13 protein-coding genes are annotated in these 12,457 nt (G+C 62.7%); 9 read left to right on the top strand and 4 right to left on the bottom strand.

Going from position 1 to position 12,457, the window contains the following annotated elements; all coding sequences use genetic code 11:
- The first annotated feature begins 28 nt into the window (after window positions 1–28).
- Both X744_RS167625 and X744_RS167620 read left to right on the top strand, forming a co-directional pair.
- Window positions 29–1,312, top strand: a complete 1,284-nt coding sequence (locus X744_RS167625; protein WP_023756964.1) for a cystathionine gamma-synthase family protein — start codon at window positions 29–31, stop codon at window positions 1,310–1,312.
- 160 nt (window positions 1,313–1,472) lie between these two features.
- A complete protein-coding gene (locus X744_RS167620; RefSeq protein ID WP_023756965.1) occupies window positions 1,473–1,913 on the top strand; it encodes a CHRD domain-containing protein in 441 nt (146 codons plus the stop codon).
- A gap of 48 nt (window positions 1,914–1,961) precedes the next feature.
- Here the strand turns inward: X744_RS167620 and X744_RS167615 are convergent, their stop codons facing one another.
- The 3 genes from X744_RS167615 to X744_RS167605 all read right to left on the bottom strand — a co-directional run bounded on the left by X744_RS167615 (window position 1,962) and on the right by X744_RS167605 (window position 5,816).
- On the bottom strand, window positions 1,962–3,611 hold the full coding sequence (locus tag X744_RS167615; protein WP_023756966.1) for a thiamine pyrophosphate-binding protein: 1,650 nt from the start codon (window positions 3,609–3,611) through the stop codon (window positions 1,962–1,964).
- Entirely contained in the window at window positions 3,608–4,783 is a 1,176-nt protein-coding gene (locus X744_RS167610) for a CaiB/BaiF CoA-transferase family protein (RefSeq protein WP_023756967.1), read from the bottom strand. Before X744_RS167610 ends, X744_RS167615 begins: the two co-directional genes overlap by 4 nt.
- 100 nt (window positions 4,784–4,883) lie before the next feature.
- On the bottom strand, window positions 4,884–5,816 hold the full coding sequence (locus tag X744_RS167605; RefSeq protein WP_023756968.1) for an alpha/beta hydrolase: 933 nt from the start codon (window positions 5,814–5,816) through the stop codon (window positions 4,884–4,886).
- A gap of 189 nt (window positions 5,817–6,005) precedes the next feature.
- Here X744_RS167605 and X744_RS167600 point away from each other — a divergent pair, with 189 nt between their 5' ends.
- The 7 genes from X744_RS167600 (at window position 6,006) to X744_RS167570 (ending at window position 11,859) form a co-directional block, all read left to right on the top strand.
- Window positions 6,006–7,010 carry a ribonuclease gene (locus X744_RS167600; protein WP_023756969.1) on the top strand — a complete coding sequence of 335 codons (1,005 nt, stop codon included), beginning with the start codon at window positions 6,006–6,008 and terminating at the stop codon, window positions 7,008–7,010.
- A 177-nt stretch (window positions 7,011–7,187) separates the two neighbouring features.
- On the top strand, window positions 7,188–8,837 hold the full coding sequence (gene ettA, locus X744_RS167595; protein WP_023756970.1) for an energy-dependent translational throttle protein EttA: 1,650 nt from the start codon (window positions 7,188–7,190) through the stop codon (window positions 8,835–8,837).
- A 59-nt stretch (window positions 8,838–8,896) separates the two neighbouring features.
- Window positions 8,897–9,145: a DUF6290 family protein gene (locus X744_RS167590; RefSeq protein ID WP_023756971.1), complete on the top strand. Its 249-nt coding sequence runs from the start codon at window positions 8,897–8,899 to the stop codon at window positions 9,143–9,145.
- Complete coding sequence (locus X744_RS167585; RefSeq protein WP_023756972.1) at window positions 9,142–9,408, top strand: type II toxin-antitoxin system RelE/ParE family toxin; 267 nt, start codon at window positions 9,142–9,144, stop codon at window positions 9,406–9,408. The genes X744_RS167590 and X744_RS167585 overlap by 4 nt, the downstream gene beginning before the upstream one ends.
- Window positions 9,405–10,196 (top strand): trans-aconitate 2-methyltransferase, encoded by a 792-nt coding sequence (gene tam / locus X744_RS167580; protein ID WP_031259520.1) that lies wholly within the window; start codon window positions 9,405–9,407, stop codon window positions 10,194–10,196. Before X744_RS167585 ends, tam begins: the two co-directional genes overlap by 4 nt.
- A gap of 104 nt (window positions 10,197–10,300) precedes the next feature.
- Window positions 10,301–10,636 carry a hypothetical protein gene (locus X744_RS167575; protein ID WP_050589465.1) on the top strand — a complete coding sequence of 112 codons (336 nt, stop codon included), beginning with the start codon at window positions 10,301–10,303 and terminating at the stop codon, window positions 10,634–10,636.
- Between the two features lie 101 nt (window positions 10,637–10,737).
- On the top strand, window positions 10,738–11,859 hold the full coding sequence (locus X744_RS167570) for a beta-ketoacyl-ACP synthase III (RefSeq protein WP_023756975.1): 1,122 nt from the start codon (window positions 10,738–10,740) through the stop codon (window positions 11,857–11,859).
- 4 nt (window positions 11,860–11,863) lie between these two features.
- Here X744_RS167570 and X744_RS167565 read toward each other — a convergent pair whose 3' ends face one another.
- Window positions 11,864–12,439 carry an isoprenylcysteine carboxylmethyltransferase family protein gene (locus X744_RS167565; protein WP_023756976.1) on the bottom strand — a complete coding sequence of 192 codons (576 nt, stop codon included), beginning with the start codon at window positions 12,437–12,439 and terminating at the stop codon, window positions 11,864–11,866.
- Window positions 12,440–12,457: the final 18 nt, after the last annotated feature.

Below are 12,457 nucleotides of genomic sequence, written 5' to 3' on the forward strand. Positions count from 1 at the left end.
CGACACTCCTCGAATAAGGCAGAAAGACATGACCGCGCCACGCCCATCGAAAACCCATATCGGCAACCACAAGCTCCATCCGGAGACGCTGATGCTGAGCTATGGTTTCGATCCGCAGCTTTCGGAGGGCGCGGTCAAACCACCGGTATTCCTCACCTCGACTTTCGTCTTCAAGTCGGCGGAAGAGGGACGCGACTTCTTCGACTACACGTCGGGCCGCAAGGAGCCGCCGAGCGGTACCGCGTCCGGCCTGGTCTATTCGCGCTTCAACCATCCCAACAGCGAGATCGTCGAGGACCGGCTGGCGATCTACGAGGGGACGGATGCCTGCATCCTGTTTTCGTCAGGCATGTCGGCGATCGCCACCATTCTGCTCGCCTATGCCCGTCCGGGCGACGTCATCCTGCATTCGCAGCCACTCTATGGCGGCACCGAGACGCTTCTGACGCGCACGCTTTCAGGTCTCGGCGTCGGCGCTGTCGGCTTCGCCGACGGCGTCGACGAGACGGCAGTGCGCGCGGCTACCGACGCGGCCGTCGCGAAAGGCCGCGTATCGGTCATCCTGGTCGAGACGCCGTCAAATCCGACCAATAGCCTGGTCGACATCGACCTGATGCGGACGATCGCCGACGAGATTGGCGCGGCTCAAGGGTCGACGCCGATCGTCGTCTGCGACAACACATTGCTCGGCCCGGTTTTCCAGCGGCCGATCGAACATGGCGCCGATGTCTCTGTCTATTCGCTGACCAAATATGTCGGCGGCCATTCCGACCTGATCGCGGGCGCCGCCATGGGCAGCAAGGCGGTCACCAAGCCCATCAAGGCGCTTCGCGGCGCGATCGGCACGCAGCTCGACCCGCATTCCTGCTGGATGCTCGGCCGGTCGCTGGAGACGCTGTCGATCCGAATGGAGCGGGCCAACGACAATGCGCGCCTGGTCGCCGAATTCCTGCGCGATCATGCCAAGGTCGAGAAGGTACATTATTTGCCGTTCCTGGGCGAGGATACGCCAGCGGGCCGCGTCTACAGGGCGCAATGCAGTGGCGCCGGATCGACCTTCTCCTTCGACATCAGGGGCGGGGAGAAGGCGGCCTTCGCCTTCCTCAACGGGCTGCAGATATTCAAGCTGGCGGTAAGCCTCGGCGGAACGGAATCGCTGGCCAGTCACCCCGCGGCCATGACCCATTCGGGAATTCCCGTCGAGGTGCGCCAGCGCATCGGCGTGCTTGAGACCACGGTCAGGTTGTCGATCGGTGTCGAGCACCCGGACGATCTGATCGCCGACCTGACGCAGGCGCTGGCGGCGGTCTGACGGGTCATTCCCTGGAATCCGGGAAGGGCAAGCGATCGGATTCCTTCATCAGCCATCACAAAAGCGTGTGGTGGGATACATTTCGCTGCTCAGCCGTTGCATTACCGCATGCGCGCGCCGGGAGGCGCGACGGATGCGACATCCCAATCGGAGGTGCTTCATGCGCAACCTATCCTTCTTCCCGGCGCTTTCGGCGCTGGCCATTTCGACCGCGTTCCTGTTCGCATCGCCGGCTCTGGCCGCCACGGAAAAGTTCAAGGCGACGCTCGACGGCGGCCAGCAAAACCCGCCCGTCACCACGAAGGGCAAGGGCACGGCCACTTTCACGTTCGACACGGCCAAGAAGAAGCTCAGCTGGAACGTCAAATATTCAGGCCTCAGCGGACCAGCAACGGGCGCGCACATTCACGGCCCGGCGGCGATGGGTGCAAACGCCGACCCGGTCATCCCATTCAAAAAACTCAAGAGCCCGATCAGGGGATCTGAAACGCTGACGGATGCCCAGGCGGCTGACTTGGAGTCGGGCAAATATTACGTCAACATCCATACATCAGCCAACAAGGACGGTGAGATCCGCGGCCAGATCGAAAAGGCGAAGTAGTACAGGCTGTTCCGAAAGAGGGGCGGGCGACCGCCCCTTTTGTGTGAATCACGCCTTGTCGCGGATCTGGCTCATCGTCCGGGTCGGCGTGATCGCCTCCGGATCGAGCCTGATTTCGACGATCGCCGGCTTGCCGCTGGCGAGGGCACGCTCGAAGGCCGGGGCGAACTCCGCGGTCTTCTCGACCGTCTCGCCATGCCCGCCATAGGCGCGGGCGAGGGCCGCGAAGTCAGGGTTCTTCAAATCAGTGGCGATGACGCGGCCGGGGTATTCGCGCTCCTGATGCATGCGGATGGTGCCGTAGATGCCGTTGTTGACGACGACGACGACGATCGGCAGGTCGTACTGCACGGCGGTGGCGAACTCCTGCCCGTTCATCAGGAAGCAGCCGTCGCCCGCGAAGGCGACCACGGTTCGATCCGGAAACAGCTCTTTGGCGGCGACCGCAGCAGGCGTGCCATAGCCCATCGAGCCTGAGGTCGGTGCTGCTTGCGTGGCAAAGCGGCGGGAGCGATGGAAGCGATGCACCCAGGTAGCGTAATTGCCGGCGCCATTGGTGAGGATGGCGTCGTCAGGCAACATCTTTTCCAGGTAGTTCATGATCGGCCCCATCTGGACCGAGCCGGGGCCGCTCTCCGGCGGCGTCGACCAGTCGAGATAGGCGGCATGCAACTTTGACGTTTCGGCTGCCGAACTCGGAGCCGAGGCCGGCTTGCGTTTGGCGAAAGCCTCGACAAAGGCGGATGGCGAGGCGTTGATCGCCAGTGCCGGCCGGTAAACGCGGCCAAGTTCACCTGCGTCGGCATGGATATGGACAAGCGCCTGGTCCGGATAGGGGCTCTTCAACAGCGTGTAGTCGGACGACGGCATTTCGCCCATGCGGCCGCCGATCAGCAGCACGAGATCGGCCTGCTTGATCGCTGTCGCCAGCTTCGGATTGATGCCGATGCCGACATCGCCGGCATAGTTCGGATGCAGATGGTCGAACAGCATCTGGCGGCGGAACGAACAACCGACCGGCAGCGACCACGCCTCGGCGATCGTGCGCATTTGTGCAACCGCCTCGGCATCCCAGCGCGTGCCGCCGAGGATGACGAACGGCCGCTTGGCGTTGGCCAGCAATTTCTCCAGCGCGTCGAGTTCGGCTTCGCCGGCTCGCGTTTCGACCGGTGTGTGGGCCAGCGCGATGGGCGCTTCGACGACGCTGGTCAGCATGTCTTCCGGCAGCGAGATGACGACCGGGCCAGGGCGGCCCGATGTCGCCACCGCGAAGGCGCGGGTGACGAATTCCGGGATGCGCGACGCATCGTCGATCTCGACCACCCATTTGGCGATGTCACCGAAGAACCTGACGTAATCCACCTCCTGGAAGGCCTCGCGCTCCTTGGCATGGCTGGCGACCTGGCCGATGAACAGGATGACGGGTATGGAATCCTGCATGGCGATGTGGATGCCGGCCGAGGCGTTGGTGGCGCCGGGGCCGCGGGTGACGAAGCAGATGCCGGGCTTGCCGGTCAGGCGGCCGTGACAATCGGCCATCATCGCCGCACCGCCTTCCTGGCGGCAGACGATGGTGCGGATCGCCGAATCGTGCAGCGCGTCGAGCACCGCCAGATAGGATTCACCCGGCACGCAATAGATGCGGTCGGTGCCGTTGGCTTCGAGCGCGTCGACGATCAGTTGTCCGCCGGTCTTCATTGTCCAGACTTCTCCAGTTCGGCCAGGATTTCTTGCGTGTGCTCGCCCAGGCGCGGCGAGGGACGTTCATAGACGAGCGGCGTACCAGACATGATCATCGGCGCGCGCACCGACGGCAGAAGGTTGCCGTGGCCGTCGTCGAGATCGAGCCGCATGCCGCGCGCGATGGTCTGCGGATCGGCGAACATCTGGCCGATCGTGTTGATCGGGCTGGCCGGCACGCTCGCCGCTTCCAGCTTTGCCAGTAGCGGATCGCGATCAAAAACCTTCAGCGCCTCGATGATGCGTTCGCGCAGCTTGACCCGGTTGACGACCCGGGCCGGATTTGTCGCAAAGTCTGGATCGACAGGCAAATCGTCCAACCCGACGGCAGCGCAGAATTTCGCGAACTGGCCGTCATTGCCGACGGCCAGGATGATGTGGCCATCCCTGACCGGCACCACTTCGTAAGGGGCGATGTTCATATGCGCATTGCCCATCTGCACCGGCGACTTGCCGGAAACGAGATAGTTGAGGTTCTGGTTGCCGAGCGCCGAGATCTGGGTGTCGAAGAGTGCCATGTCGATCTGCTGGCCTTCGCCGGTCTGTTCGGCATGGCGTAGTGCAGCCTGGATGGCGATGACCGAATACAGGCCGGTGAAGATGTCCGAGATGGCGACGCCGGCCTTTTGCGGCTCGCGGCCAACCTCGCCGGTGATCGACATCATGCCGGCCATGGCCTGGATGATGAAGTCGTAGCCGGCGCGTGGCGCGTATGGGCCATCCTGGCCGAAGCCGGTGATCGAACAATAGACGAGGCGGGGGTTCATCTTGCGCAGACTGTCATAGTCGAGGCCGTACTTCTTCAGGCCGCCGAGCTTGAAGTTCTCGATCAGCACATCCGACGTCGCGACCAGCCGGCGCACGGTCTCGGCGCCCGCCGGCGTCGAGAAGTCGATGGCGATGGAGCGCTTGCCACGATTACAGGAATGGTAATAGGCAGCCGACAGGTTCTCGCCATCCTTGCCCATGACGAAGGGCGGACCCCATTTGCGGGTATCGTCGCCACCATCGGGGCTCTCGACCTTGATCACATCGGCGCCGAGATCGGCAAGCAATTGCCCGGCCCATGGCCCGGCAAGGATGCGGGCGAGTTCGACGACGCGGACGCCTTTCAGCGGGGGTTCGGCCATAAATCACCGTGGTTGCTGCAATCACCTTGATTGCTGCGAATGCAGAGCCTCTATCAAGCCCTGCAATGGCTGTCACGGCTCTTGCGATAGGCCAATCCCTTCAACCCTTCAGCACGCCGTCGGCCCAGGTCGCAAAATCATCCATGATGATGTCGCGATTCACTTCGTTCAGGCTTTCGTGGCGGGTGTCGGCGTAAACCTTTGAAACGAGATTCGAAAAGCCCATCGCACGCATGCGACCGGCAAGATGCATGATCCCCTTGCCGTAGTCCGAGGCGGGATCTTTTTCGCCGCCAACGATGTTGACGGGAAGGCCGCGCCGGATGCCGGCAAAGCCGGCATCCTTGCCCCCGTTCAGCGCCAAACCGACAACGTCGCGCCACATCGACACCGAAGCATCCCAGCCGCAGAGCGGATCGGCGATGTATTTCGCCACCTCGGCCTCGTCGCGTGACAGCCAGTCGAACAGCGTGCGGTGGTCAGGCACCGCCTTGCCCCAGGCCTGAAAGGTGAGTTTCGGCAGCAGCCGCGACGGAACGTCCGAGCCCAGCCGGAACCGCTCCCAGGCAAGAATACCGAGCGCCAGCTGGCCGAGCAGGCCTTGAGAAAAATTGCCGTTCCAGATCGCGGCGGCATGAACGCGCGGCGAATGGCGCAGCAGGTAGTTCAGCGCCATGGACGCACCCATCGAATGACCAAACAGGATGACCAACCGGTTCGGGCATTCGCTGGCGATGACATCGTGAATGGCATCGATGTCGGCGATCACCTTGGCCGGGCCGTCCTTGCCGGCGAACCTGCCGAGCGGCGCGTCGGGGGCCTTGGTCGCACCATGGCCGCGATGATCGTGGACATAGACGTGGAAGCCGCGCTGGGCGAGGAAATCGGCGAAGCGGGCATAGCGCGCGGCGTGCTCGGCCAGCCCGTGATTGATCTGGACAACGGCACGCGGCCGGCCCTCGGCATGCCTGACGAAAAGATTGAGAACGGCACCGGTCGGCGAGGCAACCACGCGCTGCTGGCTGAATGACATGCCGCTTGGTCTCCAGGCTCCGGCACCATCGCGGCGCCGGCTTTGTTTGCGCCGGTGCCGGTTTTGCGTCAATCCGCTGTGCCTGCTTTTCCGCGACGATGTTTCTTGCATTTGGCCGCTGAAATATCGCAATTCTGACATGGAGACAGCTTCAGTCTGTCGCCCACTTTCTTCAGCCGGGGATTCTCCATGCGCATTGGTGTTGTTTTCGGATTGGCCATGCTGGCGGCGTCGCTGGCCGGTGTGGCGCATGCCGATGTCAAGATGAGCGGCAGCTTCGTCGCCGACGCCGCCTGTCCGGCAACGCAAGCCATCAAGAACGGCAAGAACCCCGGCAATGTCTCGACCGATGCCGGACAGAGCTACCAGTTGCTTGCCGGTAACAAGGAGGCGCCGACGCATTACCTTATCCAGGTGCCGGGCGCCGATCCGGAGCGACGGTGGGTGAAGGTTAGCTGCGGCCATGTCTCTGGCAGCGTGGCGACCGTGCCGGCAGCACCAGTCGATAAAGGCAACCTGGCAATGTCCGGAAAACCCGAATACGTCTTCGCACTGAGCTGGCAGCCGGCTTTTTGCGAGACCAAGTCGAACAAGGCCGAATGCAAGGCGCAAAACCCGAACGAATTCGATGCCACCAACTTCACCTTGCACGGATTGTGGCCGCAGCCGAACGGCAATTTCTATTGCCAGGCGTCAGCTGGCGACAAGGCCAACGACATTCCGGCCCACTGGAAGGATCTGCCGCCCGTCAATCTGGACGCGGTCACACGCGCGGAACTCGACAAGGTGATGCCAGGCACGGCTTCGCAGCTCGATCGGCATGAGTGGATCAAGCACGGCACCTGCTACGGCAAGAGCCAGCAGGAATACTTCTCCGACGCGCTCAAGCTGATGCGTGAGGTGAACAGCTCGCCGGTGCGCGGTCTCTTTGCCAAGAACATCGGCGGCAAGCTGACGGCGGACCAGATTCGCGGCGCCTTCGACGCCGCCTTCGGTGCCGGGGCCGGGGACCGTGTACGCGTGTCCTGCGTCATCGATCCGTCGAGCGGCCGGCGGCTGATCGGGGAGTTGACACTCGGCCTCGCTGGCCCGATCGGCCCCGACAGCTCGCTGAAGGGTCTGCTGCTGGCGTCGGTGCCGACCAACAAGGCCGGCTGCCCGACCGGCACCGTCGACGCGATCGGGTTCCAGTAAATGCGGGGTGCGGCTCCGGGCGGGTACCGGCAGCGCGCGCTTGTCCACGTGACCGGCCAGATATGGCAAAAGCGATTGCCGTTCGCCGCCGCATCGCCTACATAGCGGCCAACCTCCACTCAATTCGACAAATCCAGTCCGTTTTCTGGATCAGTCAGTTTATCAGGGAAAGCGCGCGTGGCACGCCAGTTCATCTATCACATGGCCGGGCTCAACAAGGCCTACGGCACCAAGAAGGTGCTCGAGAACATCCATCTGTCCTTCTATCCCGACGCCAAGATCGGCATCCTCGGCCCCAACGGGTCGGGCAAGTCGACGATCCTCAAGATCATGGCCGGGCTCGACAAGGAGTGGAACGGCGAAGCCTGGCTGGCTGAAGGCGCCACTGTCGGCTACCTGGCACAGGAGCCGGCCCTCGATCCGAACAAGACCGTGTTCGAAAACATCATGGAAGGCGTCGCCGCCAAGACCGCCATCATCGAGCGCTACAACGAATTGATGATGAACTATTCCGACGAGACGGCCGACGAGTCGGCCAAGCTCCAGGACGAGATGGACCGGCTCAACCTGTGGGATCTCGAACAACAGGTCGAGATGGCGATGGAAGCGCTGGGCTGCCCGCCCAAGGATTCAGAAGTCACCAAGCTTTCGGGCGGCGAGCGCCGCCGCGTAGCGCTTTGCCAGCTCTTGCTGCGCCAGCCCGACCTTCTGCTGCTCGACGAACCGACCAACCATCTCGACGCCGAAACCACGGCGTGGCTGGAAAAGCATCTGCGTGCCTATCCGGGCGCCGTGATGATCATCACGCACGATCGCTACTTCCTCGACAATGTCACCGGCTGGATCCTCGAACTCGATCGCGGCCGCGGCATTCCCTATGAGGGCAACTACACCAAGTACCTCGAAGCCAAGGCCAAGCGGCTCAAGCAGGAAGGTCGCGAGGACGACGCCCGCCAGCGCGCCATCGGCCGCGAGCGCGAGTGGATCCAGTCGAGCCCGAAGGCGCGCCAGACCAAATCCAAGGCGCGTATCCAGGCGTTCCAGGATCTTTTGGATGCAGCCGACAAGCGGCGTCCGAGCGATACACAGATCGTCATTCCGCATGGCGAGCGGCTCGGCAATGTCGTGATCGAGGCGGAAGGCCTGTCAAAGGGCTTTGGCGATACGCTTTTGATCGACGGGCTGGAATTCAAGCTGCCGCCCGGCGGCATCGTCGGCGTCATCGGCCCGAATGGCGCCGGCAAGACGACGCTGTTCCGCATGATCACCGGTCAGGAAAAGCCGGATGCCGGCACGATCCGCGTTGGCGAAACGGTGAAGCTCGGCTATGTCGACCAGAGCCGCGATGCGCTCGATCCGTCGAAGACGGTGTGGGAAGAGATTTCCGGCGGCGCCGAAGTGGTCAAACTCGGCAAGTTCGAGGCCAACACGCGTGCTTATTGCGCCTCGTTCAACTTTCGTGGCGGCGACCAGCAGCAGAAGGTCGGCAATCTCTCCGGCGGCCAGCGTAACCGCGTGCATCTGGCCAAGATGCTGAAGACCGGCGGCAACGTGCTGCTGCTCGACGAACCGACCAACGATCTCGATACGGAAACGCTTGCCGCACTGGAAGACGCGCTGGAAAACTTCGGCGGTTGCGCGGTCATCATCTCGCACGATCGCATGTTCCTCGACCGCCTGGCGACGCACATCCTCGCATTCGAGGGTGACAGCCACGTCGAATGGTTCGAGGGCAATTTCGAGGATTACGAGCAGGACAAGATCCGCCGCCTCGGGCCGGATGCCGTCAACCCGCACCGCATGACCTATAAGAGGCTGACGCGGTAAGGGGCAGGGCCGTTGCGGGTGATCGGCGTTTGACCTAAATTGGCCTGACGGAGCTGTATATGATCACAGTCAAACTGCCGCAAAAGACCGAGAAGCTGCTAGCCGACATGGCCAAGGCCAGCGGTCGCACGGCCGATCAGATCGCAGTTGATGCGATCCTCGAGGCTATCGAGGATTGGCAGGACGCCAGGATTGCCGAGGAGCGCATCAGGAATGATGACGGCGTTCGTGTCCCGCTGGAGGAGATGATCCGCAAGCTTGAACTTCGTGAAGTCGAGGAGCGCGGCAAGAAGCCCGCCGCTGGATGAGTTGGCGTGTCGAGTTCACGCTGCGAGCCAAAAAAGATATTGAGCGGCTTTCGACAAAAGACCAGCGCCGAATCCTGGAGTTCCTCTCTGGAAGAGTTTCGGCGCATCCCGATCCGAAAGTTCTGGCCAAGCGTCTGACAGCGACCAAAGAAGAAGCTTGGCGATTTCGCGTCGGCGACTATCGCATCATCGTCCAGTTCTGGGATAGCCGTCTTGTCGTCCTGGTCGTGGAAATAGGCAACCGTCGCGAGGTCTATCGATGAATAACGGCGGCGTTTTACAAAAGCCCGATTGGTCAGCCGCTCAGTACCTGAAATTCGAGGATGAGCGCACGCGGCCCGCGCGGGACTTGGTGGCGCAGGTGCCGGTGGATTTTCCGCGCCGGGTCGTCGACGTCGGCTGCGGGCCGGGCAATTCGACCGAGCTGCTTGTCCAGCGCTGGCCGAATGCGCAGGTAAGCGGTTTTGACACTTCGCCCGACATGATCGAGAAGGCGAAGGCGCGTCTCCCCGAGGTCACTTTTGATCTCGCCGATGCCTCAAGATGGCAGCCGGCGGAGCCGGTCGACGTGATCTTCGCCAATGCGGTGTTCCAATGGCTGCCCGAGCATCCCGCGGTCTTCCAGCGGCTGATGGGCTTCCTGGCGCCGGGTGGCGCCTTGACCGTTCAGATGCCCGACAATATGGGCGAGGACTCGCACCGCCTGATGCGGGAAACCGCCGCCGAAATGCCGTTTTCCGCCAAGATGAAGGGCGCGGCGCGCGCCCCCCTGCCATCGGTGTCGTTCTACTATGACCTTCTTTCGCCGCTCAGCGATCGGCTGGACATCTGGCACACGATCTACAACCACCCGCTTGCCGACGCCGAGGCGATCGTCGAGTGGGTCAAGTCGACCGGTTTGAAGCCCTTTGTCGACCCGCTCGATGCGAATGAGAGGGCGCTGTTCCTCGACAGCTACACGGCCAAGATCGCCAAGGCCTATCCGAAGACGGCGAGCGGCAAAGTGCTTTTGCGCTTTCCGCGCATCTTCATCGTCGCCAAACGGGCCTGATTATCCATCTTGCACGACGCCTGTTGTCGCCGCTTGACCCCGTTTCGCCGCCATGCGCAATTCATTCCGATGGGATGACAATGCCCGCGTGGCAGGGGTGGATAATGACACTGAAAAAGATGCTTTTCGGCGGTGGCGTGTGCGCGGCGGCACTTCTGGCGTTCTCGATCTCGGCGGAGGCCAAGCGGGCGCGCTGCTTCACCAGCGATGACGGTTATTTCGCCTGCAGCTATCGCTCGATTGACGGCGCCGGCAGTTTCCGCATCTCGGCGCCGGGCTATCCGACCTATGTTCTGGAGATCGACGAGCCGGGCTTAGCCTATGGTTATGTCAATCTCGGCCACCGCAATGTGCCGCTGCCGGGGCAGTTCGTGCGCAGCCGCGACGATGGTGCCTGCTGGAACAACCCGCAGACCAACACCAAGATGTGCGCTTGGTGAGGATTGGTTTAAGTCGGTGTAAACCGCCGCGGTGAGAAAACTGTTGCGCCGGCGCATTCCGGCGTCCACATGAAGCCTGGAACGCCGGACGGACTGGATATATGCATCGCGTCATCATCAGCGGCATCGGCGTTGAAATCCCTGAAGCCACAATCACCAATGAAGAACTGGTCGCCAGCTTCAATGCCTGGGTCGACATGGAGAATGCGCGCCGCCTGGGCACCGGCGAGCCGCCGCTGCCGAAATCCGACAGTGACTTCATCGTCCACGCTTCGGGCGTGCGCACCCGTCACGTCATCGAGCGCGAGGGCATTCTCGATCCGACCCGCATGGCGCCGCGCATTCCGGCACGGCCCGACGATGCGTTGTCGCTTGAAGCCGAGTTCGGTATCGCCTCGGCCAAGAAGGCTCTCGACCATGCTGGCCTAGACCCGTCCGATATCGACCTTGTGATCTGCTCGGCCTCGCACCACCAGCGGCCCTATCCGGCGATCGCCGTCGAAATGCAGGAGGCGCTGGGCACCAAGGGCGCCGGATTCGACATGGGGCTTGGCTGTTCGTCCGCCGCGGCGGCCCTTCACATGGCAGTGAATTTGGTGCGCTCGGGCGCGCACAAGCGCATTCTGGTGACGACGCCGGAAATCATCACCGGCCATCTCAATTTCCGCGACCGGCAGACGCATTTCATCTTCGGCGATGCCTCGGTGTCGATGGTGGTGGAGGGACTTGCTCAGGGCGACAAACGGCCTGGGCGTTTCGAGGTGCTGGACACACGCATCTGGACGCAGATGTCGAACAACATCCGCACCAATCTCGGCTACCACACCCGAACCGCCCAGGACGACCCCTACATGATCAACCTGGAAGGCAATCTGATCAAGCAGGTCGGTAACAGGGTGTTCAAGGAAGTCACCGTTGCCGGGCAGAAGTTCATCGTGGAATTCCTCGCCGAGCACGGCCTGACGCCACAGGCGGTGAGGCGCTTCTGGCTGCATCAGGCCAATGCGCGGATGAATGCCATGATCCTGAAACTGTCATTCGGCCACGAGGTCGATCACGATCGCGCGCCGATGGTGCTTGAACGGCTTGGCAACACGGCGGGCGCCGGCGCCATCGTTGCACTTTCGGAGAACCACGCCGACATGAAACCCGGCGATTTCGGCCTGATCTGTGCCTTTGGCGCGGGCTATTCGATAGGCGGCGCGCTTCTCAGGATGCTGTAGAGAGCTATTCGTGCCAGACCGGTGCGAACGGCACCAGCATCGGTACCCGCCTGATGTAGTCGTCATAGGCGCTGCCCAGCTCGCCGCGCAGGAAGCGTTCCTCGAGCTTTGCCTTCATGACGATGCCGATGGTCAGCAGGAGGGCGCCGGCAACACCCCAGACAGTGCCTTTCGCCGCCATGGTGGCAAGGATTGCCAAAAGCAGTCCTGTGTAGATCGGATGGCGGACGAGGCCGTACGGGCCAGTGTCGACGACACGGTGCCCGGCCTTGGCGGTGACGGTGCCCGACCACAAGCGACCGAGATGCAGGCGCGCCCACCAGCAGAGGGCGAAGCCTACGGCAATCAGTGCGACGCAAATCCAGGCTTCGGCAAGGTTGGGAGACCACAGGCGAAGCCGGCCGACATAGTTATGCGCCGGAATGAAGAGCAGGATGGTGCCGGTCATCAGAGCCGCGCGGTAAGGCGCCTCGGCCCGGAAGCCGGCACGCTTCGAGGCTTTGTCGGCCCAGAAGGCGGCAGCGGCCCACGACATCACCCAGATCAGCCAAAGAAGCGTGATTGCCGTCCCGGGACGCATGAGACCCTCCGCGATGGT

This window comes from Mesorhizobium sp. LNHC252B00 (assembly GCF_000502955.1).
Taxonomy (GTDB): Bacteria; Pseudomonadota; Alphaproteobacteria; order Rhizobiales; family Rhizobiaceae; genus Mesorhizobium.